The organism is Streptococcus sp. 1643 (assembly GCF_006228325.1).
Classification (GTDB): Bacteria; Bacillota; Bacilli; order Lactobacillales; family Streptococcaceae; genus Streptococcus.
In genome coordinates, this window is the sequence record NZ_CP040231.1 from 1,833,260 (window position 1) to 1,857,990 (window position 24,731).

General features: G+C 38.3%; 28 protein-coding genes and 1 riboswitch. Of the genes, 5 read left to right on the forward strand and 23 right to left on the reverse strand.

From position 1 onward, the window contains the following. Positions 1–232 precede the first annotated feature (232 nt). The 16 genes from FD735_RS09455 to FD735_RS09525 all read right to left on the reverse strand — a co-directional run bounded on the left by FD735_RS09455 (position 233) and on the right by FD735_RS09525 (position 8,264). Positions 233–553 (reverse strand): hypothetical protein, encoded by a 321-nt coding sequence (locus FD735_RS09455; protein ID WP_125391513.1) that lies wholly within the window; start codon positions 551–553, stop codon positions 233–235. Beyond that, positions 543–1,004 carry a Panacea domain-containing protein gene (locus tag FD735_RS09460; RefSeq protein ID WP_125391512.1) on the reverse strand — a complete coding sequence of 154 codons (462 nt, stop codon included), beginning with the start codon at positions 1,002–1,004 and terminating at the stop codon, positions 543–545. The genes FD735_RS09455 and FD735_RS09460 overlap by 11 nt, the downstream gene beginning before the upstream one ends. Positions 1,005–1,145: 141 nt before the next feature. Further along, positions 1,146–1,496 carry a hypothetical protein gene (locus tag FD735_RS09975; RefSeq protein ID WP_255296286.1) on the reverse strand — a complete coding sequence of 117 codons (351 nt, stop codon included), beginning with the start codon at positions 1,494–1,496 and terminating at the stop codon, positions 1,146–1,148. A 15-nt stretch (positions 1,497–1,511) separates the two neighbouring features. Beyond that, positions 1,512–1,802 (reverse strand): hypothetical protein, encoded by a 291-nt coding sequence (locus tag FD735_RS09470; RefSeq protein ID WP_139659054.1) that lies wholly within the window; start codon positions 1,800–1,802, stop codon positions 1,512–1,514. A gap of 49 nt (positions 1,803–1,851) precedes the next feature. Then, positions 1,852–2,064 carry a hypothetical protein gene (locus FD735_RS09475; protein ID WP_033630508.1) on the reverse strand — a complete coding sequence of 71 codons (213 nt, stop codon included), beginning with the start codon at positions 2,062–2,064 and terminating at the stop codon, positions 1,852–1,854. A gap of 268 nt (positions 2,065–2,332) precedes the next feature. Next, a complete protein-coding gene (locus FD735_RS09480; protein WP_139659119.1) occupies positions 2,333–2,674 on the reverse strand; it encodes an HNH endonuclease in 342 nt (113 codons plus the stop codon). Between the two features lie 181 nt (positions 2,675–2,855). Continuing rightward, a complete protein-coding gene (locus FD735_RS09485; RefSeq protein ID WP_139659055.1) occupies positions 2,856–3,503 on the reverse strand; it encodes a hypothetical protein in 648 nt (215 codons plus the stop codon). A gap of 519 nt (positions 3,504–4,022) precedes the next feature. Beyond that, entirely contained in the window at positions 4,023–5,477 is a 1,455-nt protein-coding gene (locus FD735_RS09490) for a virulence-associated E family protein (protein ID WP_125391509.1), read from the reverse strand. Further along, positions 5,470–5,985 (reverse strand): hypothetical protein, encoded by a 516-nt coding sequence (locus tag FD735_RS09495; protein ID WP_125391508.1) that lies wholly within the window; start codon positions 5,983–5,985, stop codon positions 5,470–5,472. Before FD735_RS09495 ends, FD735_RS09490 begins: the two co-directional genes overlap by 8 nt. After that, positions 5,982–6,245, reverse strand: a complete 264-nt coding sequence (locus tag FD735_RS09500; RefSeq protein WP_125391507.1) for a hypothetical protein — start codon at positions 6,243–6,245, stop codon at positions 5,982–5,984. The genes FD735_RS09495 and FD735_RS09500 overlap by 4 nt, the downstream gene beginning before the upstream one ends. Position 6,246: 1 nt before the next feature. After that, entirely contained in the window at positions 6,247–6,456 is a 210-nt protein-coding gene (locus tag FD735_RS09980) for a hypothetical protein (RefSeq protein WP_125391506.1), read from the reverse strand. Position 6,457: 1 nt separating this feature from the next. Further along, on the reverse strand, positions 6,458–6,661 hold the full coding sequence (locus tag FD735_RS09985) for a hypothetical protein (RefSeq protein ID WP_084930585.1): 204 nt from the start codon (positions 6,659–6,661) through the stop codon (positions 6,458–6,460). Between the two features lie 208 nt (positions 6,662–6,869). Then, entirely contained in the window at positions 6,870–7,019 is a 150-nt protein-coding gene (locus FD735_RS09835) for a hypothetical protein (RefSeq protein WP_162837410.1), read from the reverse strand. Between the two features lie 2 nt (positions 7,020–7,021). Then, positions 7,022–7,450, reverse strand: coding sequence for a hypothetical protein (locus FD735_RS09515; RefSeq protein WP_139659056.1), 429 nt, complete (start codon positions 7,448–7,450; stop codon positions 7,022–7,024). A 119-nt stretch (positions 7,451–7,569) separates the two neighbouring features. Continuing rightward, positions 7,570–7,824 (reverse strand): hypothetical protein, encoded by a 255-nt coding sequence (locus tag FD735_RS09520; RefSeq protein ID WP_125391504.1) that lies wholly within the window; start codon positions 7,822–7,824, stop codon positions 7,570–7,572. 254 nt (positions 7,825–8,078) lie between these two features. Beyond that, entirely contained in the window at positions 8,079–8,264 is a 186-nt protein-coding gene (locus FD735_RS09525; RefSeq protein ID WP_000909283.1) for a hypothetical protein, read from the reverse strand. 155 nt (positions 8,265–8,419) lie between these two features. On the opposite strand from FD735_RS09525, the gene FD735_RS09530 reads away from it, so the two are divergent. The 5 genes from FD735_RS09530 (at position 8,420) to FD735_RS09555 (ending at position 12,386) form a co-directional block, all read left to right on the forward strand. Beyond that, positions 8,420–9,004, forward strand: coding sequence for a helix-turn-helix transcriptional regulator (locus FD735_RS09530; protein ID WP_139659057.1), 585 nt, complete (start codon positions 8,420–8,422; stop codon positions 9,002–9,004). A gap of 34 nt (positions 9,005–9,038) precedes the next feature. Then, positions 9,039–9,308 (forward strand): DUF4177 domain-containing protein, encoded by a 270-nt coding sequence (locus FD735_RS09535; protein WP_004261908.1) that lies wholly within the window; start codon positions 9,039–9,041, stop codon positions 9,306–9,308. A gap of 260 nt (positions 9,309–9,568) precedes the next feature. Beyond that, the gene (locus tag FD735_RS09540) at positions 9,569–10,033 is read left to right on the forward strand and encodes a hypothetical protein (protein WP_049510243.1); all 465 of its coding nucleotides are present in this window, start codon (positions 9,569–9,571) and stop codon (positions 10,031–10,033) included. Beyond that, the gene (locus tag FD735_RS09545) at positions 10,026–10,814 is read left to right on the forward strand and encodes a DUF1828 domain-containing protein (protein WP_049510244.1); all 789 of its coding nucleotides are present in this window, start codon (positions 10,026–10,028) and stop codon (positions 10,812–10,814) included. The genes FD735_RS09540 and FD735_RS09545 overlap by 8 nt, the downstream gene beginning before the upstream one ends. A gap of 405 nt (positions 10,815–11,219) precedes the next feature. Then, the gene (locus tag FD735_RS09555) at positions 11,220–12,386 is read left to right on the forward strand and encodes a site-specific integrase (protein ID WP_139659058.1); all 1,167 of its coding nucleotides are present in this window, start codon (positions 11,220–11,222) and stop codon (positions 12,384–12,386) included. A gap of 319 nt (positions 12,387–12,705) precedes the next feature. Here FD735_RS09555 and FD735_RS09560 read toward each other — a convergent pair whose 3' ends face one another. The 7 genes from FD735_RS09560 to FD735_RS09590 form a co-directional block, all read right to left on the reverse strand. Continuing rightward, the gene (locus FD735_RS09560) at positions 12,706–15,573 is read right to left on the reverse strand and encodes a Spy0128 family protein (RefSeq protein ID WP_139659059.1); all 2,868 of its coding nucleotides are present in this window, start codon (positions 15,571–15,573) and stop codon (positions 12,706–12,708) included. Between the two features lie 205 nt (positions 15,574–15,778). Next, positions 15,779–16,507 carry an ABC transporter ATP-binding protein gene (locus FD735_RS09565; RefSeq protein WP_139659060.1) on the reverse strand — a complete coding sequence of 243 codons (729 nt, stop codon included), beginning with the start codon at positions 16,505–16,507 and terminating at the stop codon, positions 15,779–15,781. After that, complete coding sequence (locus FD735_RS09570) at positions 16,507–17,514, reverse strand: ABC transporter substrate-binding protein (RefSeq protein WP_139659061.1); 1,008 nt, start codon at positions 17,512–17,514, stop codon at positions 16,507–16,509. The genes FD735_RS09565 and FD735_RS09570 overlap by 1 nt, the downstream gene beginning before the upstream one ends. Before the next feature lie 37 nt (positions 17,515–17,551). Further along, a complete protein-coding gene (locus FD735_RS09575; protein ID WP_139659062.1) occupies positions 17,552–18,310 on the reverse strand; it encodes an ABC transporter permease in 759 nt (252 codons plus the stop codon). Further along, positions 18,273–18,563, reverse strand: coding sequence for a thiamine-binding protein (locus FD735_RS09580; protein WP_139659063.1), 291 nt, complete (start codon positions 18,561–18,563; stop codon positions 18,273–18,275). Before FD735_RS09580 ends, FD735_RS09575 begins: the two co-directional genes overlap by 38 nt. A 72-nt stretch (positions 18,564–18,635) precedes the next feature. Next, positions 18,636–18,738, reverse strand: a riboswitch (TPP riboswitch). A 103-nt stretch (positions 18,739–18,841) separates the two neighbouring features. Further along, complete coding sequence (gene polA, locus FD735_RS09585) at positions 18,842–21,475, reverse strand: DNA polymerase I (RefSeq protein WP_139659064.1); 2,634 nt, start codon at positions 21,473–21,475, stop codon at positions 18,842–18,844. A gap of 130 nt (positions 21,476–21,605) precedes the next feature. Beyond that, positions 21,606–24,635, reverse strand: coding sequence for an SIALI-17 repeat-containing surface protein (locus FD735_RS09590; protein ID WP_139659065.1), 3,030 nt, complete (start codon positions 24,633–24,635; stop codon positions 21,606–21,608). Positions 24,636–24,731: the final 96 nt, after the last annotated feature.

Genomic DNA, 24,731 nt, shown 5'->3' on the forward strand with positions numbered 1-24,731 from the left:
TACTGACTTTCTTTAAAAACACTTTGGCATTAATTCGCCTTAGTTTTTCTTGAAAGTTCCTAAAAAAGTCCACAAAAAAAGCCCTAAAAAGGGCGTAATATTGACGAGTTCAGCAGGCAAGAATCTAGCACGATCAAACGTGCTTTTTTCATTACCTGGTATTAGATATACCATACCTAGGAAACACTCTCAGTTATTTGAACATAATGAATACTGCTAATCAGGTAAAATTTCACTGCTCTTTATTATTTGAATTAGTCCCAAAAAGATATCCGGTAAGTGAAAAAATAAGTAATTTAATAATTTCTATGAAGTTCTCCCCAACAGGGCTAATCCCACCTTTGTTATTCCATGTTTCAACTGCGTAAACAAAAACAAGCAAAGCTACACACCAGCCTAGTAAATTATGCCCTTTTATCGTATTAAAAACATCTCTTTTAAAATTATTTTGTTTAGTATCATTTTCAATATCATTAGCAAACTGACTAGTAGTATTTTTAGGGATATCTTCTTCTATAGGAATATTATTCGTATTTTCTTTCTTAGCTGGCAATCTGATACTCCTCTTCTGCATATATATCTTCGTCATTTAAATAAATATCTTGACGCTCGTCAGCCTTTGACCATGCTGTTCCAGGCTGATGTGTAAGGAGCGAAAGATATACACCGTCAAGTTGTTTATATTTTTCCCATACTAATTCAAAAGCTCGATCGAAACGAGGATTGTTATTGAATCGGACCGTATTATAAGAACCATCTTCATTAAGATAAAATTCAGTTATTCTATTAGATCTGAATTTTTTAAAAGCTTGATAAACAGATGAGATAACTGGGCCGTATTGCCATACTTCAAATCTATTCTCAAACAATTTTAAACCGTTTTCTTGTAGATATACCTTGTATAAGATATATATCAATTTTTGTAATTTCATTGGAGAAATATCAATCTTTTCTTTTTTTGCTCTATCTAAGAATGTATTTGCCACATCTAAAGCAGTAATCATATTTATCCCTCCCTTACTTACAAAATATCTTTTTATATACTCATTATAGCACAATTATTAATAGATAACACGTTTTTTTAAGCTCCTTTTATAACACCATAAAAGCCCCTAGTTTCTTTTCTAAGGGCCTTTATTTCGTCATTAGTTTTTATCTTTATATATCAGTAATGCTCCTTCTCGATAACTACGAGCAAAATCTAGTAAGATTTCACTGTTGAGACGGTCATACTCTGTTTTATCAATATCCAGTAAGCTATATAGTTCTTTTAAAGTATGCTTTTGTTTTTGGGAAACAATAAATAAATTATAAAATATACCACGTTTCTTTTCGTCTAGGCCACTACTATAAGAGTCTATCATTTTGACAATCTCGATAGCTTTGGTTTCAAATGCGCCTGGAGTATCTCTAAGATTGGCTAACTTCTTCAGCGACTTGTAACTTTTCAAAAAATGATATGCTCTTTTTGCTGTTTCTGTGTTGTCTACGTCCATTTCATACTACCCAACTCATTGAAAAAATTCTCTCCAGAAAGGATTTTCACTATCAAAAATTCTAACTTCTTCTTCCGTCATATTGTGGGGATAATCAAGAAATAAGTTATAAATTTTTTGCTGATCAAAACTGAACAACAGCTCTCCTCTAACATCTATCTTATCAATCCACCAAATTTTTGATTCTTCATTATTTTTGTAAAAATCACTGTATCCTTCAATATTAGACTCTGAAATAAAAACTTTAGCCATTCCATCGGATGAACTTGGTTTATCGCATTCCGTTAAGTCGTTATTTAACATCATTCAGGCTCTTTCTATCATCTTAGTCAAATAATGTGACCATATTTTTATTTTACGATACTTGTGGAAAAACTTCATCCCATATATCCACTAAACTTTTACCATCAAAAACTTTAGCTTCCATAGCTTCATCAATCGTATTAAACTGCTGACCTTCATAATCATAACCAACTACACAAACGCTAGATAAGAAACAAGCACCTCGGCCATTAACATTAAATTCAAGATCGGTCTCTAAATATTTTTTAATTTCATCTTTTTTCATACATAATTACCACACCTCGATTATATCATTTTTTATATTTCTAAGCCCTAACATTTTATTTCATTATTACTTAATTCTGTGATTTGGCGCGAGAAAAAATGTACAGTGACGGCGTGAAGCTCTTGAGCGCCTAGAGGGAGGGGGATACCCCCCTATACTTTAGCTAGGACTTACTTCACACATATCTGTTATTTTTTTCAAGATTTAAGTATTCAAAATTATTTTTGACATTTTTAAAAAATAATATAATTTTTCTTTTTTGCCTTCTTCAAGCTCTGTACTTTGTCCAGTCTCTAGATTGTGGCAGGTTGCGATTGCCTACAACAGTAGCATTGGCTGACCTATCGTCAGCATATAACTTATCAGACTTCTGTCTGTTGCATTGCCAGTGCGCTAGCTGTAGGTTGTTGATGTCTGATGGATGACCGTTTCGATTGATTGGAATAATGTGATCGATAACTGGTGACAAAGGATGTGGATACTTCAATGACTTATCCACTGGTAGTCCACAAATCCCACAAGTATTTCTGGTCTTTAGAATAATCTTTTTATTCTTTTCAAAAGCGACTCTGTGAGGACCACTCCGGTCCGGTCTATCCTGGGGGGGTATTCATCTAGGGAGGGGGTCCTTTCTTTTTAGGGGAGGGGATCCTTTCTTTTTAGGGGAGGGGATTGGTATTCTCAAATATACCCCCTCGGTATCTTTCAAAACAGGGGTGTTTTTAGTGCACCCACCCCCCTACTCTCAGCTGTGAGTTTCTTATACATTTATATTTCTATTGAAGATTGTATTATTTTTTATTGTAGTTTAAAATCAATTTATACGCTTCAAACTCCTTAAAGCAATTCATTGCATCACGAAGATTTTCGCCTCTGATTTCGTAGGAATGAAAATTAAATCCTGTAGTACCTTTAGTGGTAAAGTTTGTTTTTAAGTCACGGATTATGTTCTCAGCTTCATTTCTTAAATTATTGCATTCTGTATAAAGATCTTCAAGTTCTTTAAGAAGACTACTAGCATTTTTAAAGAATCTATCATCTTCTTTTTTCATAAAATCACGGATTTCATCCTCAATACTTTGCGTCTGTTCTTTAGAAATATAATTTTTATTTTCAATGCTACTACGACGATTTTTGTACATTTCTCGTTTTTTATTTAATACGGAAATCTTTTCTTCAATTTTGGTGTAAGATTCAGCATCCAAGTTGGCTTCAGCAGCAGCCAATTCTTCATATTGTGAACTAATTTCAGATTCAATTATTGGTAAATGATCACTGATTTCAGCTAATTCTTCCGCTTGTTTGTTCCGTACTTCTTCCAGTTTCTTTTTATTTTTTTCAATTACATTCATCTTCTTCTCCAATTCTTTGTTAAATATTTTTTTGTATCCGTCGTTAATTTTATCTGGCTCGTTTCTTATCCTTGGTTTTTCTAACATTTTTACCTCATTTCACAACTGTTATATTTAACATATCTTCTATTCTGTTAAATTCAAGCCGTTTTCTCAATCCCTTTTGTATCAAGGGGATAGGTCTATTTTGCGTTTTTTAATTTACATTTTTTCATTATGTTAAATACACATGAATTTTATAGCTAAAACAACCTCCAAAAATCAAATTCAATCACTGAAAAATAATCAGTTTCAAAAAGGTAGTCATTTTTGAATATCTAGTGACTACCACTTGCACCTTACAGCCACAAGGGTTTATAAAATGCGTAGTCAGGTAGTCACCTCGCTCCAAAAAAAATAAATAATAAACGTTTTAATCTATTCATTCTATTTACTTTATAAATAATATAAAATAACTACTTTTAAATATAAAAGTCAATAATATCAAGGGTTTAGGGGGGTAGTCAGTAAAATCTTAAAAACTACCCTTTTTCTAAATCCTTTTTGTTTAAAGGTTCTAGCTACCCTCTAAATGGTAGTCATTTTCTGGGTTAGTGACTACCCTAACTACCTTTTATGTTTTGAGTAACCAGGTTTAACGCTTTTTCCAAATTTCAAAGATCGTTTGTGTTCCCATCCCTCTTTATTTTGCATATACTTTTTAACCTTTGCTTTATCCTTTGGTGGTGCTTTGTCAGTTAGATAGACTTCTTGGAAAAATAGATTTATAGTCATCTTGTCACGTTCTACCAATTCGCCATATTTATCTGTATCAAGTTCCACCGTTCCACTCTCGCTATTTCTAAAATAGCCCTCGTTCATCATGTCATAAATATAGTAATACCTGGTTCTATCTGTAACTGGGTAATGGTACATGTTTTTTGGAAAAGGTAAAGCCAAATAACGCTCCAAATCCTCAAGAGTTTCATCAGCAAATTTGTACCTACTTCTTACCTCATTTACCAGGTTCTCCTGCTCGTCTGTCAGCGTCAAAGACTGGTTAGACTTCCAAGCTACTACCATAGCGCCCCAAAAGGCTCTGCGGTCTTTTTCCGTCCACTTCCTGCCCTTATAAGTGGTATCCTTATGTACTTCAGCAACAAGAAAGCGCCTTTCCCCTGTTAAGTCGTTCAAATAATCATGATCATTAGTTGCCCTCACGATGATAAAACTCTTGGGTAGTCGTCTATCACTGGAAGCATAAGGCGGTCTATACTCTAGTTTGGTTTCGGTGATGAACTTCTTCAACTCTGAAAAACTAGCCTTTTTACTGGCCACCATTTCATCATCAAATACACACCAATTTCTAACCATTCTAGCCTTATCGTCTTTGTCTGTGAAAGTTTCAACGGTTGTAAAATACTTATGAGTGAATAGTCCCTCAAAAAATTGGGTCTTTCCTACTCCCTGCCTTCCAGTCAAGTCCAGCACAAAGTCAAACTTAATAGAGGGGTCAAATACCTTAGCAACCGCCCCACGGAAAAACAAATCCATGATAATACGGTTATATTCATCATCTTTGATATTGAGATAATGCCTTAAAATAGCAAAGGGATCACGCTGATTCACTAACTCTCTATATTCGCTTTCGCATGATTCCAGATAGTCTTTTAAAGGGTTGTAGCTATGTTCACCAGCCACCACCTCCAAAATATCAGCGATATCCCCTTTTTTATAATCTATCTTGTACTTTGTAGCAATATAAGCCCTAATCTCTCTAATAATTAGGTCGTCAATGGTTCCGCTTAAGGTTCTACCGTTCAATTTTGTTGCTTTTGTCACGTCAATTTCATAAGTGAATGTATTGTACTGTATCGCCCCCTTCAGTTTGCTATCTCCACTTAAAATCTTCTTAAGATTGTCCAAGGTAACCGCAAAGCCTTTCCCTTTGGTTTTCGGTGTTAGATTCAGACTATTATTATCCTCGTTGGTCTCTCTTGCTTGGGTCAAGTCCACCACGGTAGGCGGTATTTGTTGCTGATTCTCTTCGATAATTTTAGTTACAATTTCTTCACTATTCAAAAGCCACCTCCTTATAGAATTTTGTCGCTACTTCAAGGAAATAACTGGCCAATTCTTTCCGTTTGACGATAGTAGAAAACAAATCCACTAACTGACTAAAACTGTAACCATTCACAAATAGCAATCGGACAAAAAGTGAAGTCTCATACCTGGTATAAATGCCATTACAAATCAGGTCAAAAACCCAGCCTTTTAACTCCACTCCAAGCCCCTGCCGTTGCTCTGTCAATTTATTTACCTCTAAATCTTTCAGGATCATCAGCAATTCAGGACTAGCCAAGGTAATTTCTAATGGTCTAGCTAGTTCCCATCCTTCCCTATCACTCTTTTCGTCTCGGATAGCTACATATAAGCCTTTGTAACGAAAATCCGTCAGTCCCTCACCTATTGGCTCGTAGTATACAAACTTATAGTGATTTCCATTCTTCCAAACTTGAGTAGGGGTAGACTTTAGAAAGGCGAATAATGATAGTTTATCAGCGGATAAAATTAACTCGAGTACTCTCATTCCTCTACCCCCAAGAACTTAAGAACATCGGAAATTTTATAATAAGCCTTTCTAGTATCCTCGATTGGTGGGATATATTGTCGTAAGCCTGCATGTTCCCAACTACTCAGGGTTTTATCTCCTATATTTAACTCTTCCTTAAGTTCCGTTTTACTAATCAAATTCAACTTTTTTGGAGGAATTTTTTCATGGTTCTTTAGATACCGTTCCACTGATTCCAGAATATTCGACTTTAGATCCTCAATCATCTTTTCAAACATACTAGCACCCCCACGGTTTAATCCCTGCAAGCTGAATATATCGCCCGTAGCAAGGACTTAAATCCTCGCTAGGTGTTTCTTTCATCTGTCTATTTTCTCGCTCAATTTGGGCGCTTTTTTTGCGGTCTCGGTGGTTTAGGTAAATAAGAAAGCCAATCAGTACCACCACAAAGATAAGTGCCTGTGTGTTGGTTAAATTTAACTCATTCATCTTATGTCCTCGCTTTGTAATTCTTGATGTATAACTGTTGTATTTCATGTTCCATTTTTAGAAATGCTTCCACTTCTTCTATGGATACTTTTTTATTGATAAAATCACTTATGAATTGGAATAGGTTTGGACTTTCTGCTTTGACCTCAGACATTAGATTGTCAAGGTCTGCTTGTGTATTTATTTCTAAGTTTGTTATTGTCATCTTTTGCTTTGTTATCCTTTTTCTTGCCGTTTCCTATACAGTATTTACACCACTCCAAACGCTGGGCGATTGCCCCTAGTTGGCGGACGCATTTAGTGATGTTTCGTGGGTAATCACCCACATTTTTACTAAACAAGTGCTTAGAGTCGCCGTGTCAGCACTCATTTTTCAAAACCTTTTCTAATTGCTTGCCTGCTCTTCGGTTTTCTTAGTTTGTCTTTGTTTCGTTTTCGATTTGATCGCCTAATCTTTTCCAGGCTCTATCAAATTCTTTACGTTGAATTTCTTTGCTATGTAATTGCCTTGCTAATTCCATACCTCTACGCATGAATCTAGCAAAATGTGTCTTTTCTTCCATCCCTAGCTCTCCATCATGTCATAAAGTAGGGCGTAGTATTTATCTGGAATCCTATCCAAGGCTTTCAGTCCGTCATGTTCTGCTTTTTGTCTAGTTTCTGCCTTAACCGTGCTATCAAAGGCAATAGAAAAGGCATTTAACATAGCCTTGTAGCGGTCTACACTCTTCAAATAGCGACCACGTTCCCCAAGTTCCTTGTCTTCCAGTTCTTCTTTTACAGTATCGTCCAAGAGTTCAAACTTAGTGTAAACTTCTTTTTCTACTTTGAAACCTAGTCGCTTATTTTGTCTGAGATTGTAAAGATTAACCTTGCAACTGTCTAGGTTACGGTAGCCTAACACTCCTGCGATTTCTTCTAAGTTTTTGCCCTCAAGTTCAGGCAATTTTTCAGCAATATCCTTGAATTTTACTGCTTGATGTTGTTTTCTCATTGTGTACCTTGTCTTTCTATGCTATAATCAAGGTATAGAAAAAATATCTATACCATTCATCTAGTTGCTTGCTCTCCTCGACCAAAATTTGAGCAAGTGACTTTTTTTGTTGTCTTGTTTCATGCTTTTTTCCCTGACTTGGGCTTATAAAGCAAGTCTTTACTTTCGATAAGATCCAGAATCCAGCTGAAGCCCTGCTCTACTGTTTCAAGTAATGCGCCCAGGTCTTCACTTTCTAAGTCCTCATAGTTCATGCAAAGATATTCGGCTAGTTGTCTGTCTTTCTCAACTAGCTTTTTAAAATCCTTGAAACGCTTGGGAATCGGAAATCCCTTGCTATTAGTAATTGTTTCAAATTCTACTTTATTATCCATTCTTAAAATTTCTACACTTAAATAATAAGTTTACTTTCCTCTTTTTGCTCATGCTTGCCACTTAAGACAGTACCATATGAATTTACTAATTGAGATAGGAGACAAAACCGTTATAAATCCTTGATACTGCCATAGGTAGCAAGCATCTTAATCTAGCGAATAGTTAGCTAGTCTGATCAATCAATCTCCAGTGGTAAAGCACCATACAAGAAATCTGTAAATATGAACTAAAATCGTGATTGGTTCGCTCCTTTCTAATAGTCTTCTGCAAGCCACTGCATGGCTTTTTGGTAAATGCTCGGCTTTACTTCACCACCGTCTCGAATTTTTCGATAGGTAACTTGTGTAACTCCGATTTCCTCGCCTGCTTGCTTTGCAGTCAATTTCTTGTCTGCCTGCTTTCGGCGAATCGCTTTTGCTTGTGTTGAGGTAATAAGCAATGATATTTCTCCCTTCTTTTTGTTATCATTTTTGATAACTTATAGTTAGAGTATAGCATCATAAATGATACTTGTCAACAGAAAATAATTTTATTTGTTATCTTTTTTGATATTTTTTTATTTTATGCTATAATTACACTGAGGTAGTAGCATTTATGAAAAATCGCATTAAGACTCTTAGACAAGAGCACGGAAAAACACAAGAACAATTAGCTAACGAAATCGGAGTAAAAAAATTAACAATATCTAGATGGGAAAATGCTGAAAATGTTTCTCTGAAGCAAGATAAAGCTCAACAATTAGCAGATATATTTGGAGTAAGTGTTTCTTATTTATTAGGCTATGAAGATAATTTTGTTGAATCAGTAAAAGAGCTTAGTCAAAAAGATGGTTCAGATGAAGCCTTTTTAAAAGCTTTTAGAGCATACTATGAATTAAAAATGGCTGATGGTACTGAAAATCTATTAACTTTAAAAGGGGAAGATTTTCTAAATAGGTATCGTGAAGAAATTTTAAAAAGCCTCATTCCAAATTTTAATGAGTTAAACAAGCATGACATAGAAGAATACTTATCAGATGATAAGATTATTAATGAAGCCGAGCAAAAACTTAATGATTTTCTATTTACTCTTGGAACATTAAACCCTCAAGAGGTTCAATTATTGGTAAACTTCATCTTTCTATCTGAAGAAGATAAACAGATTGTGTTAAACCTATTAAAATCGTTGTCAGATAAATAACAAATAAAAATATGTATAACAAGGAGTAAGCCCCATGGGATTTTTTGACACTGTAAAACAAGAAGGTAGTTTTTCTACTGCATCTGGAGTAAATGGACTACACTACGTTGTCCTCCAGGTAACTTTGAAAGAAAAGTTTTTCGGTACTGGATCAGGAAACCTTACAGAATTAGAAGATGTTATCAATAAACAAGCTTCAAAAGGTTATCGCCTGCATACCATCACAACCGCCAATGGTGGAAGCAAAGGACTAGGCGGTGGTGACCGTATTCAAGCCACAATGGTTTTTGAGAAGATTATCTAAAACCTTTCCTGATTTCTAAGCTTTTCTCTGTTTAGATAATTAGAATAGTCACCTAACATTTAATAATGAGTTCTCTTCATTTGCTGAAATATAGCCAAATTACTTTAGTGAATTACAAGAAGAATACAATGACTATACCCTCAAAGTGACAAGTCGGAACAAAGATAAAAATTAAAAATATACTTTACTAGCTAAAATAGTAATTCCAGAATTTATTTTGTACAACAAGAAAAACATAAGTATTTATAAAGAAAGATAAAATGAATTATTCAAACTTAGATGATGCACAAGTGCAAGAAATTATAAATAGATTAAAACATCCTAAAAATCAGCTAACTTTTGATCAGATTTACAACACCATTTCCGCAATGTTTGGTAAAATAGAAGTGGACGAGACTATAATTGACGATGATGATATCCAATATATTCTTCATATCTTTCGAGGTAGATTAAACAATGAACGTTTCAGCATACATCTTCGACTAAAAGATTTTCACGACCACATAGTTAGAGTTGACATTCATCCATCGAACAGACACATTAATCCTGATGGAAAAGTTATTATTGGTAGTCATATACATATCTATTCCAATAAACACGACAAGAGAGATTCCATTGCAATACCTTTGAAAGATTCTAACTTCCCTAATGTAAATCAGATAATAGATGTATTTACGGAATTTATATCATACACAAATATAAGAAAGGAGAAAGATAATGAATAAGTCCAACACATTGAAAAAAGTATACTTCGACTGGCTTATGAAAGAGTATCGCTTCGCTGACCTTGACAATCATACTGTTGAAATCAGTACTCCTTTTTTAGATAACGATTTTGACCATATTATTCTATATGCTGAATTCTTGAACAATGGTCGAGTTACCTTAACAGATGACGGCTGGACTATCAACAACCTAAAAAGTCACGGCGTAAATTTAAACGGCCGAACCTTACATAAAAACAATATTCTAAACACAATTGTGAGTAGTCTAGGCACTGAGTTAAATAATAATGAACTTTGTATAACTACTAGCTTGGAAAAATTTCCTCTAGCTAAACAACGTCTTCTTCAAACAATCATGCAAGTAAATGATATGATTGTATTAAAAGATAAAAATGTAAAGAATATTTTCCATGATGAAGTCGAGGAAATTTTAAGAAAAAGAGAAGTATTTTTTACAAGCAGAACTTCGTTTTCTGGTAAAGAAGGAATTACAGTTCAATTTGATTTTACAATCCCTACACGAAAAAATGAAAAATTGATTAGAACTATTTCAAATGGTAATGATCTTAACAGAGCAAAATTACTTGCAATGGATACTAGAATTCTCCAAAATCATAAACATAATGCAGAATATGTTGCACTTATTGATGACACAAGTCATAAGTTTGAAAAAATGGTAGAAACAAAGGCAATCTTTGAAGAAAATACCAAAGCAAAAATTTTACTGTTGCCTCATACTAAATTTTTAGAAGAAGAAGACATATTGACAAACTTCGCTTAAATAGTTTTAAATTCTAAAGTTACTCCAGTCTTCTTACTTTAAATATCAATTTAAAGTTGACAAATGGCTTCAAATGGATTAAGCTTAATTTAATCTTATGAATGGTTGCAGTAGCGACCTACCAAAAGGAGCCTCTAACGAAGCTCCTTTTGTGCTTTGTCTCGAGATGTAATCAATGAGCCTTTTTACAAATATTAAAAATTGATAAATACTTTGATTAGGAATTTTCACTAATTAAGTTTAACGCCTCTACAAGCTCTATATAGCCTTGTTTCCTACTCTGGTATATTAATATCTTCTGACTGCTTAAAATCGAAAATAGGGGCATTCTCATAGCTCCTCGCATGGTATAAACTCAAAATCTTTTCTAATTGCTTGCCTGCTGATGGAAAAGGAGTTAAAACCATGAAAATTACACAACACACGAAAAAAGACGGATCAGCAGTCTACCGCTCTAGTATCTATCTTGGCATTGATTCTGTGACTGGAAAAAAGGTCAAGACTACCATATCAGCACGAACAAAAAAAGAACTCAAAAACAAAGCCACCCAGGCTAAGGTAGAATTTGAGAAAAACGGCTCTACACGAAAACAACGCTCACATATAACAACCTATAGCGAACTTGTGGACTTGTTTTGGCAAACCTACCAGCATACCATAAAGACTAATACGCAGATAAAGATAAAAGGCTGCTTAAATAACTACCTCTTACCCTCATTTGGTACTTACAAACTAGATAAACTTACCCCTGTTATTATCCAAACTCAGGTAAATAAGTGGGCAGATGAGTACAATCAGGACGGAACGGGATATAAAGAATACAATCACCTTCACGCCTTAAATAAACGTATTCTACAGTATGGAGTTTCTATCCAGACATTGGATAATAACCCTGCTCGTGATGTTGTCATTCCTAGAAAGATAACTAGAGATAAACAAGAAATTAAATACTTTCAAGATCAGGAACTTAAAAACTTCCTCTCCTATCTCGATAACCTGGAGAATACCTTTGTCAATTTCTATGATACTGTGCTTTATAAAACGCTCCTAGCTACTGGACTGCGCATCCGTGAATGTCTGGCCCTGGAATGGTCTGATATTGACCTGCAGAACGGAACGATTGATATTAACAAAACACTCAATATTTTAAATCAGGTAAACAGTCCTAAGACAAAATCAAGCTATAGAGTTTTAGATATCGATCATAAAACAGTACTCATGCTTCGTCTCTACCGAGCAAGACAAGCAGAAAACGGTAGAAACATTGGCTTAACCTATGAGAAAGTATTCTCTGATAGCTTTGACAACTATGTCAATACTCGAAAGGTTGATTATCGCCTACATAAGCACTTAAAAAACGCTAACTGTACTGATTTAGGCTTTCATGCTTTCCGCCATACTCACGCTAGTATCTTGCTTAATGCTGGCCTGCCATACAAGGAAATACAGACACGGCTTGGCCATGCAAAAATATCTGTAACTATGGATACTTACAGCCATTTATCAAAAGAAAACCAAAAAAGAGCAGTCTCATTCTTTGAAACTGCCCTCGAAAAAATAAAAAGTTCTTAAAAAAGTCCACAAAATTAAAAAAGTGATACATAAAACCCTTATGTATCAACGATTATAGAATGATTTCGGTATAATTGACTATTATACCGAAATTTTTAATTTTTTTAAAGGAAAAGGGAACGGGTAAAATAAAATATTGTGAGATCTTCAACTTTAACCACCTTCATTAGACAGTTTACGTCTTGTGGAGTGATATAAACTAATAGTCTCAAAACAAAAAAAGCCCCTAGAAAACGAATTTTCTAGAGACTTTCTCTATCAAGTTTAAGAGAGAAGAAATATTCTCACTTACCAAGTTTCATGTTTCTCCTACGAAAGCCTAAGCTTTACGTTTTACGAAGAATACCAATCCGCTCAATGCCAATACTACAAATCCAATTGCAGAAAGGATAGAGGTTGCTTCACCTGTGTTTGGAAGTTCAGCTTGACCTTTTTCCTCAGTTACTGGAGGTGTTGGTTGTGGATCTGGCGTTGGTGCTGGATCTGGCGTTGGTGCTGGATCCGGTGTTGGTGTTGGATCTGGCGTTGGTGTTGGATCCGGTGTTGGTGTTGGATCTGGCGTTGGTGTTGGATCCGGTGTTGGTGTTGGATCTGGCGTTGGTGTTGGATCTGGCGTTGGTGCTGGATCTGGAGTTGGTGCTGGATCTGGAGTTGGTGCTGGATCTGGAGTTGGTGCTGGATCTGGAGTTGGTGCTGGATCTGGAGTTGGTGTTGGATCTGGAGTTGGTGTTGGATCCGGTGTTGGTGTTGGATCCGGTGTTGGTTGTGGATCTGGCGTTGGTGTTGGATCCGGTGTTGGTGTTGGATCCGGTGTTGGTTGTGGATCTGGCGTTGGTGCTGGGTCTGGCGTGTAGGTGTTCTTAAAGACACTACCTGCTGGGTATTCAACAGCCGCCTTCAAGGCGTTTGTTGCTGCATCTTTGGTTACTGTTACTTTTACAGTCTTTTCTGTATCGTAAGTAATACCAGTTGCTCCAGCATTCACTTCTTTTACAGTATAAGTATGAACACCTTCTGCATCATAGTTGATTACATTAAACGTTACTTTTCCAGCTTGGTTTGTTTTTGTATCCAGTTTGTTTGTATCTTCATACAATTCAAATTGGAATTCACCATCAACCAAAGCACGACCAGTCAATTCTTTCGTAAACTCAAGTGTTGCTGATGTAGCTGTTGGAGCCGGTGGAACTGGTGCTTTATAAGTGTTAGTGAAGACACGTTCTGCATCCGGATTTTCTACAGTCGCAACCAATTGACCTTGACCGTTATCTACTACATTCACTTTAACTGTGTAAGATTCAGTTGAGTAAGTCACACCTGACTCTGTTCCTGCTTTTTCAGTGATAGTGTAAGTGTGCTCGCCTGCTTCTGTGTAGTTGACGTTGAAGACAACTTCGCCTGAAGCAGCGTTCTTAGCAGTAGCTACAACTTTATCTGTATCTTTTTCTTTCAATTCGAAAGTATAAGCATCAGCTACAAGTTCTTTACCATTCAAGACTTTCTTAGCTTTGATAGTAGCGCTTGTTTCAGCTGCTTTATAAGTGTTGGTGAAAGTAATGTTCTCTGCATCTGGTGTTGCAACAAGTTGACCTTGGCCGTTATCTTTAACGACTACATTTACTTCATAAGCATTCGGATCGTATTCAACTCCGGCTACATCACCTGCTTTTTCAGAGATAGTGTATGTATAAGTTTTTTCTTCTGTGAGTGTAAGTTCTGGGAATTGAATCTTACCGTCTGCAGCGTTTTTAGCTGTCGCAACGACTTTGTCACTTTCTTTTTCTTTCAACTCAAATTCAAATTTTCCAGCTTCAAGGGCTTTACCGTTCAAGACTTTCTTAGCTTCAAGTTGAAGTTTTGCTTCTTTAGCCGCGTATGAGTTTGTAAATTCTTTCTTAGAATCTTCAAATTTGACGCTCGCTAATTTTTCACCCAAAACATCTTCTACTGTTACAGTCGCTTTAAGGACGTTCGCATCATAAGTGTATCCAGGTTTGTTATCATTAACTTCTTTAATGGTATATTTAAAAGTTCCTGCTTCTTTGTATTTGATTGCCTCGAACTTCACTTTACCATTCTCATCATTTTTGACAGTTTGTAAAATATTACCTTTGTCATCTAGAAGTTGGAAACTAAATGCATCTTTTTCAAGAGTTTTACCATTAAGTTTCTTAGTCACTTCTAGAGCAACCTCATCCGATTTGGCACCTACACCAATACCGTCAGTAGTTGTAATTGGTGCAAAACCTTCAAATTCTATTGGTTGGGCTTCCTCGTTTGTAGTGACAGTTACATTGTTCAATACACGTTTAGTAACTGGATTGACTGGTTTAGTCAAACGAGTACGATACATGATATAAAGCCCTTTATGATCTAAGGTTCCATCACCATTAGGTGTAATTGAGAAATGGTTCTTATCTGTTACTTGGACATGAGCACTATCCAATTTTGTTCTTCCGTAACCATTTTCCCAGTCTGGGAAGTAGTAACCAGTGATTTCACTTGCAAGAACTTGTCCATCAGGAATAGTATCTTGGATATTTACACCAGTGTAAGATTTTGCATAGCGGTTAACACGGATACGCCAGTTTACATAGTTAGGATCGTCTGAGTCTTGAACTCCCCATTTAGTAAATCCAGTTGGGTCAACGTCTGGAACGATACGAGTCAGATGATAAACTCCTGCACCAGGAATGTTGATTTCATATTCCTTATTCTTTTCAACATGGTCTGCCCATACCACAGTAAATGATGCAACAATTTGTTTGTTCTCATTAAACTTCTTAAAGTACTCTTCGTTTGTTACTGTAATCTTAGCAGTATTCGTTGCCTTCTCTGTTGTCAGTGTTGCAATCGTTTCACCGTTCGGAGCTTTTAAATCTGTAGTAGAATCTACTTCGATTTTAAACTCATTTGGAACGTGATAAACCATGAAATCACCGTTTTTCAGAGTTACATTATCTGGGAATGCGTAAGTTGTTTTAAGATAGAACTTACCTTCACCATATTTGGCATGATCGACTAATCGGTTCGTATTAATCGTCGGTTCTGTAGTCAAAGTGTACTCTGACTCAGTTTTTTCGGCAGCACTAACAACGCCATTAAGTCTTAGCGCAGGCAAAAAGACTGACACAACCAGTAGCAAGGCCATCAAGCCATGAAAGAGTTTACTAGTTCTCTTTTTCACCACATTATCCTCCTTATTGTCTATAATGGTTCAATTATATTATACAGATTCATGACAGAATGTCAACTAAAATTTATTTATTTTTATATTAACTTACTATTTATTTAAATATTAAGCCTAATCATGCATGTTCATCAGCTTTGAAACAATTAAATCCAAGCAAGGATTTCGCTTGTATTTAATATATACAAATTTCCCAAAAAAGCTACGTATTTAATCCCAATTCTGCTAATATTTGCCGTTTGTAGGCAATCTTTTGGACTTCCTTGTCCTCGTCTCCAGACCAATCTAGTTTAATTTCTGAAACAATTTGCCCAGGACGATTTTTCAAGATATAGATGCGGTCGCTGAGATTGAGGGCCTCTTCGATGCTATGCGTGATGATCAAGGTCGTCAGCTGCAGCTGTTTGTGAATCTCCAGATACCAAGCGTGGAGTTCCATCTTGGTCATCTCATCCAAGGCACTAAAGGCTTCGTCAAGAAGAAAGAGCTTGTGCCCGAAAAGGTAGGTCCGGAGCAAGGCTACACGTTGGCGCATTCCACCACTAAGTTCATGAGGATACTTATCCCGTATAGCAGTCAGCTGGAAGGTCGCAAGAATGTCGTCCGCTCGGGCAATAGCCTCTGCTTTATCCACCTTTTGAATCAAGAGGGGTAAGATGATATTGCCAAGCACTGTCTTGTGCTCCAAGAGTAGATCCTTTTGCAACATATAACTCACGCGCCCCTTGGGATTCTCCTCGCCATCAAGGACAATTCTCCCTGACTGAACTTCTAAAATCCCAGCGATTAGGTTAAAGAGAGTGGTTTTTCCAACACCACTAGGTCCCAGGATAGAAACTACTTCACCTGACGTCACCTGCAGGTTGATGTCCTCTAAAATCTTTTCATCGCCATAGGCATAACTTACATGTTCAAGTCTAATTTCTGTCATTATTTTACAAATTCATTAGTGAAGCCTTTGTCTGTCAAGTCTTCTTTAAGGATACCATTTTCTTTGTCCCATTTGTAGAAGGCATTCCAGCGAGCAGCATCAAATTGTCCCCATTTTTCCTTGTCGCTTGCATATTCTTTTGACAAGTATTTTTGAGATTCGATGACAAAGTCACGTTTTTCCTTGAGTTCAGGTGCATTCTTGATGAGAATATCTGCAGCTTCTTCTGGGTGTTCCATAGCATATTGGTAGCCTTTTTTAATAGCTTGGATGACTTTGCGAGCTTCTTCTTTGTTGTCTTTTAGATAGTCGTTGTTTGCGATGATAACTGGTGAGTAGTAGTCAAACTCCTTGACATAGTCTTTCAAGTACATGAAGTTGGCGTCTACACCTTGCGATTTGGCAAGGATACCATCCCAACCGTAGTAAATCCAAGCAGTGTCAAAAACGCCATTGGCAATTGGTGTGATAGAGTTTGAGTCGTTGTTTGGTACTTTTTCAACCTTCTCAAAGTCTCCGCCTTGTGATTCTACCAAGGTTTTCAACATAGCAAGCTCCGTTGGGTCATTCCAGGTTCCGTATTTCTTCCCAACTAAGTCCTTTGGACTGCTGACATTGTCAGATTTACGTGAGATGATTCCAGATGTATTGTGCTCAACGATAGCGGCAACGGCAGTGATTCCTGCCCCTTTTTCCAATTTCTTAGCCATGTAGTCTTGGAAATAGATAGCAAACGGCGCCTTGCCATTGATAACCAGGTCAGAAGAACTTTCTTCAGGTGGCAATTTCAAATCAACATCCACTCCAGCTTCTTTGAAATAACCTTTTTCCTTGGCAACATAAAGCCCTGTGTGGTTAGTATTTGGCGTCCAGTCTAGGATAAAGTCAATCTTCTTGAGTTCTGCTTCTTTGTTGTCCTTAGAAGCATTTCCTTGACCACAAGCTACCATCACGACAGCTACAAGAGCTGTTACAAGCGTTAAAAACACTTTCCATGTTTTCTTCATTTTCATTTCCTCTTTTCTTTTTTGAAACATTCTTATTCTATGAACGTTTCCATTTAATCACATATTTTTCACTAACATCGACCAATTTCATACCCAAAAGGCTGATAATCGACACCAGAATAATAATGGCAAACATGGTATCATACTGAAACAGTTTCTTGGACTGAATCATGTAGACACCTAGTCCTTCAAAGCCTCCCAACCACTCAGATACCACTGTTGTGATAAAGGCGTAGGAGACACTGACTCTCAGACCTGCATAAAAGTAAGGCAGGCTAACCGGGATTTTAAAATGCCACAGGATTTGCCAAGGTTTGGCCCGCATCAGACTAAACAAGGTCAGCATATCCTTGTCACAATGCCTAAAACCATCCAAAATGCTGACGATGATAGGGAAGGTTGTCGTCAGGATAATCAAGACAATCTTGGGCAAAATTCCATAGCCTAGCCACAAGACCAGGATAGGGGCTATAGCAATGGTCGGAATGGTCTGAACAACCACCATCATAGGGTAGATAAGATCATTGAGCCAAGTCAGACTGTCCATAAGCACCGCCATCATACAGGCAATCAAGACTCCCAAGACTAGACCTAGCAAAGCCACTCTCAAGGTCGCCCAGCTATGGTGCCAGAGAAATTCTCTGTCACGAGCAAAGGCCTGGAGAATTTCAAAAGGAGTTGGCAGGATAAACTTGGGTAAAAGTTTGAATATTCCTGCTAACTGCCAGATTGACAAGACTCCTAGAAAACCCAATAGACTAGTGTGTCGTCTCATCATACTTTTCAAGTTTCTCATCGATGCTTAAAATCTCTCCTACATTTATTTTGACATTGGCAAAGACATTATCTGCCTCCTGCCCTGCCACTTCTAGCGCTTCTTTAAGAATACGCATGAGCTCATCCAACTCCCCTTCCAAGACCGTTTCAAAGGGTGTCACCACCATGGTCACGGACTGAGCTTGCAGATAAGCAATCACTTGATCGATAATAGCAATTCGATCAATCCCCTGTGATAGGGGCAAGACTTGCAAGGCAATGCTTGCTTTCATAAAAACCTCCTCTTCTCAGTTTTTCTTTTTGACAAAAAGAAAAACCTTTGCCATATATGGAAAAGGTGCAGAATTCGGCTAAGTATCGTTCCCTACGCTGGCATTACCCAGATCAGGTGCGGTCGAAGTTTAACACTTCCTCTCAGACTGTACACAGACTCCCATATCTTATATGGACATATAGTAACGCAAATACAAGGAAAAGTCAAGGAAACTGCTTACAGAAAACCATGAAAAAGAGCTTGAAGGCACGCGCTTCAAACTCTATCATAGCTTTCTTATTTAGCCTCGTACCAGGTTGCCCCTTCATTTTCATCTGCGATAAGGGGAACACTGAGTTGGATGGCTTCTTCCATGGTTTGTTTCACTAGTACTTTGACAGCTGCTAGTTCTGATTTCGGAACTTCAAGGACGATTTCATCATGCACTTGCAAGAGCATCTTGGTCTGATAACCACCCTCAACTAGAGCTTTGTCTAGCTGAATCATAGCAATCTTGAGGATATCTGCTGCCGAACCCTGAATAGGGGAGTTAATGGCAGTTCGCTCTGCAAAACCACGAATGTTAAAGTTGCGCGAATTGATATCTGGTAGCTCTCGACGACGTTTGAAGAGGGTCTCTACATATCCCTTATCACGCGCTTCACGCACCACTTCTTCCATATAGTTTTTAATCCCAGGAAAACGCTCAAAGTAGGTATCAATGTAGGCTTTGGCCTTCTTACGACTAATACCAAGATTGTTCGCCAAACCAAAATCTGAAATCCCGTAAACCACTCCAAAGTTGACAGCCTTGGCATTGCGACGGTCGTTTGGCGTCACATCCTCAGGATGTTCAATTTCAAAGACACGCATAGCTGTCGAAGTATGGATATCTGCTCCCTCTTGGAAGGCTTTGATTAAGTGCTCATCCTTAGAGATATGCGCCAAAACTCGCAACTCAATCTGTGAATAGTCCGAACTGAGTAGTACACTATCCTCCCACTCTGGCACAAAAGCCTTACGAATGAGGCGACCTTGTTCCAAACGAACAGGAATATTTTGCAAGTTTGGATCCACACTAGACAAACGCCCTGTCTGAGTCAAATCCTGCACATAGCGCGTGTGAATCTTGCCATCATCTAAAATCCAATCCTGCAAGCCAACCACGTAAGTCGATTGAATCTTAGCAATCTGACGGTAGTCTAGAATTTTCTTAACAATTGGCGCAATAGGAGCCAGACGCTCTAGCACATCCACGGCTGTCGAGTAACCTGTCTTGGTTTTCTTGGTGTATTCTAGAGGAAGGCCCAGTTTTTCAAAGAGAAGTACGCCCAACTGTTTAGGCGAGTTGATATTAAACTCCTCACCAGCCAGTTCATAAATCTCCTGAGTTAGCTTTTCAATGACAAGCTCATTTTCAGCCTGCATCTCAAGCAAGGTCTCTTTCTTGACTGTAATCCCAGCAATTTCCATCTTGGCAAGGACAAAAGCCAGAGGTTGCTCCATGTCATAGAGAAGGTCTAACTGCCCATGTTCACCGAGTTTTTCAAGTAAAACAGGCTCGGTTTCAACTAATACAGCAACCTTGCGAGCTAGGTGTTCCAAGAATTTCTCTCTCTCAGGGATAGCTTTCTTGACCCCCTTACCGTAGAAAATCTCATCATCAGCCAAATAAGTTTGGCCATAGAGATTCGCAATGGTTGAAATTTCATTGTTCTCGACAGTAGAGAGGAGGTATTTGGCCAAACGGCTGTCAAAAGCAGGGGCCTGCAAACTCAAGCCCAAACGATTTAAAAGAACCTTCGCTTTCTTAAAATCATACACTTTCAGAGGTGTTTTTTCTAGAAAATCCTTGAGAATCGGCTCCTGCAAGAGCTCAAGTTTGTCTGTAGCGTAAAGTTTATCCCCACAGGACCAGGCAAAACCAACCAAGTCATCTGTATGGTAATTCTCACCAAAAAGCTCAAAGTGGAAGATAGAGTTGGCGCTCAGCATGTCTTGACTGACTTGGTCAACGATAGTGAAATCCAAACTTTCAGGCGCATCCGTTGATGACACATTTAAAGCTTGCTTGAGCTGTTTGAAGCCCATCTCATCGTAGAATTTCCCGAGATTTTCCACATCTGGTCCACTATAAAGCAAATCATCAAGGCCAATCTCAATCGGTGCATTTGTCTCAATGGTCGCCAAGGTTTTAGACAAAAAGGCTTGTTCCTTGTCATTGATGAGATTTTCCTTCATCTTAGAAGCCTTCATCCCATCGATATTTTCATAAATACCCTCTAACGAACCGTGTTCTAGCAAGAGCTTGATACCCGTCTTTTCACCGATCTTAGTGACGCCAGGGATATTATCAGACTTATCCCCCATAAGAGCCTTGAGATCTATAAACTGAGCTGGTGTGAGGCCCATTTTTTCCATAAGATAGTCTGGCGTAAAGGCCTCAAACTCAGCCACACCTTTCTTAGAAATCTCGACAACCGTATGCTCATCCGTCAACTGGATCAAGTCCTTGTCTCCGCTAACGATTGTCACATCAAAAGAATCCTTCTCAGCCAAACGACCTAGGGTCCCGATGATATCATCAGCTTCATACTGGGCCAACTCATAATGGCGAATCCCAAGATGGTCTAACAACTCACGAATGAAGGGAAATTGCTCACGAAACTCATCTGGAGTTTTAGCACGGCCCCCCTTGTAGTCTGCATACATCTCTGTTCGGAAAGTCGTCTTACCTGCATCAAAGGCTACCAAAACATGACTAGGCTCAACCCGCTCTAAGACATGATTCAACATGAGTTGAAAACCGTAGATTGCATTGGTATGAAGGCCATTAGCATTTTTAAACCGATCCAACTGCTGATAAAGCGCAAAAAAAGCTCGAAAAGCAACAGAAGATCCATCAATTAATAATAATTTTTTCTTGTCCATACACCCATTATAAAGGAAAGCAAGGAAAAATACCATCGGAAAGAGCTGAAAAACTTGGACTTATCCCTATTTCACCATAAAAAAAGAAAAGGACCATTCAAATCCTTTTCTTTTATTGATTTCATGCGATTTATTTGTTCAATTTTCTCTTTGCAAATGGTAGCAAACCAAGAAGGAGACCAATAAATCCTAGCGATGCAACTGCTGAAGCATCTTGGCTTCCTGTATTTGGAAGGAGTTGCTCATCTGTTGCTGCAGGCGCTTTGTAGGTACGATCTTGTTCAGTTCCAAGAGTAGGGTTTGTAGCCAAAGGAGCTACACTGCCAGTGTATTCTGGAACTTCATTTACTGCAGGTTCAATCTTTTCAGCATAGGCTGGAATAGTAGCCACTGCCGGAGCACCACTTTCTGCATAAACTGGAACATTTGCTAGGGCTGGGACGCCACTTTCTGCATAAACTGGAACATTTGCTAGGGCTGGGACGCCACTTTCGCCATAAACTGGAACTTCATTTACGGCTGGAGCTCCGCTTTCTGCATAAGCTGGGACATTCGCTACGGATGGGGTTCCGCTTTCTGCATAAGCTGGAACATTCACTACGGCTGGAGTGCCATTTTCTCCATAGGCTGGGATATTCGCTACAGCTGGGGTGCCACTTTCTGCATAAGGCAGAGCATTGTTTACTATTGGGGTACCACTTTCTGCATAGACTGGGACATTCGCTACGGCTGGAGTGCCACTTTCGCCATAGGCTGGGAGTTCATTTACAGCAGCTTCTACCGCATTTACACCTTTGTTGTATTCTGGCAACTCTGCAGTTGCAGCTTCTACTGCGTTCACCCCACCTTTAAAGTCTTCAATTTCAAGAACAGCTGACATAACACTACTTAGAGCCTTAATAGCATCCTCATAGTCGACTAAAGCTTGTTGCAAGTCTTTTACTTGACTATTCTTGTCACCAGAAACTTGTAAACTTGATAATTGTGCTTTAATCTTAGCAACTTGCTCTTCTAATTTACTTAGCTCAAGTTTTTTCACATTACTATTTTCTTCCGCAGCTTCCTTGTCCGCTGCAGCAAGTTTAGCTTGGTCTTGGATTGAGAAATCTTCTTGGCTCATCGCTTCGGCCGGTGTCACCTGATCGCTGTCTTCTGCCAAGAAATCTGCCAGTAAGTCGGACGCTTCGATATCGCCATCTTCGATAGCTTTCAAGATAGCATCCTTGCCAATCACTTCTTTAGCTGCCTTAATCGCTGCTTCCTTATCAGTGATAGTGACATCTTTGTTGATGTCGTCGATTGTCTCTTTTTCAATTTTTTCTAGGGTAGTGATTAAATCTGAGCGAACTTTTGCTGTTGCTTCCGCTGCTTCCTTATCTGCTGCAGCAAGTTTGGCTTGGTCTTGGCTTGAAAGTTGAGATTGAGTTTTTGCTTCAGCTGGTGTTACTTGATCACTGTCTTCTGTCAAGAAATCTGCCAGCAAGTCGGACGCTTCGATATCGCCATCTTCGATAGCTTTCAAGATAGCATCCTTGCCAATCACTTCTTTAGCTGCCTTGATGGCTGCTTCCTTATCAGTGATAGTGGCATCCTTGTTGATGTCATCAATGGTTGATTTTTCGATACCTTCAAGAGCAGTCAACAATTCGCTGTGAGCCTTAGCTTCTGCAGCTTGCTTAGCTTCTTCCTCTTTCTTAGCCTCCTCGGCTGCTTCCTTATCTGCTGCAGTGAGTTTAGCTTGGTCTTGGCTTGAAAGTTGAGATTGAGTTTTTGATTCGGCTGGTGTTACCTGATCACTGTCTTCTGCTAAGAAATCTGCCAACAAGTCAGACGCTTCAATGTCACCTTCTTCGATAGCTTTCAAGATAGCATCCTTGCCAATCACTTCTTTAGCTGCCTTAATCGCTGCTTCCTTATCAGTGATAGTAGCATCTTTGTTGATGTCGTCGATTGTTGATTTTTCAATACCTTCAAGCGTTGAAAGCAATTCTGTTCGAACTTTTGCTGCTTCTTCCGCTGCTTCCTTGTCGGCCGCAGCAAGTTTAGCTTGGTCTTGACTTGAGAAATCGTCTTGGCTCATCGCTTCGGCCGGTGTCACCTGATCGCTGTCTTCTGCCAAGAAATCTGCCAGTAAGTCGGACGCTTCGATATCGCCATCTTCGATAGCTTTCAAGATAGCATCCTTGCCAATCACTTCTTTAGCTGCCTTGATCGCTGCTTCCTTATCAGTGATAGTGGCATCTTTGTTGATGTCGTCGATTGTCTCTCTTTCAATTTTTTCTAGGGTAGCGATTAAATCTGAGCGAACTTTAGCTGCATCAACCTGAGCCTCTTTATCAGCTTCATCTAACTTAGCTTGGTCTTCATCTGTGAATTCTGATACAGGTTCAGCTACTGTTTTGTGCTCGCTCGTATCTGCTGGCCAGTCTACAATAACATCACCAATCTCCAAATCCTCATCTGCGATAGCCTTCAAAAGATTTTCTTTACCAATCTCTTCTTTGGCTTCTTTGATAGCCGCTTCTTTATCGATGATTGAAGCGTCTTTTTTAATATCTTCAATTACAGCATTTTCAAGAGATTCTAGGGCTTGAACCAGAGCATCCGTCGCTTGAGAAACTTGTTCTTTGGCATCTTTTTCAGCTTGGTCTAGTAGGGTTTTCTCCTCAGTAGATAATTTTTTATTAGTTTGAACTTCAGGACCTGTTACCACAGCCTTATCTTCTGCACCTTCTGGCAATTCAGCGATGATATTATCTAAGCTGAGCTCTCCAGACTCAAGAGTATCTGAAATATACATCTTACCGATATATTCCTTCACAGCTTCAGCTGCATCCTCTTTGTCCTCAATTGCTTCCTTATCCTTAATATCACTAATAGCCTGTTCCTCAAGTTCATCCAAAGCCTTCATCAACTCTTCTTTGGTCATCTTAGCTGGATTTGTCGCACCAGGATTAGCTGGACTAGCGTTTTCTGATCCCTTTTCAGTTTGAGCATCGCTCTCCACTTCTGTTCCAGCTTGTGGTTGTGCAGGAGCAACCGCCTGCTCTTCTGCTTTCCCTTCATCTGCCTTAACTACTGAAGGCTGTGAAACGAGTACACTAGCACCCAATACAGCTGCACTTGCTAAACTTGTTAAAATAACTTTCCTCTTGTCCATTAGACAATGCCCCTTTATAGTTTTTAATATTATTATATTATACTATTCAAAGAACGTCAACTAATTCGATATCCATTTTAAAATTTTATCAACAAG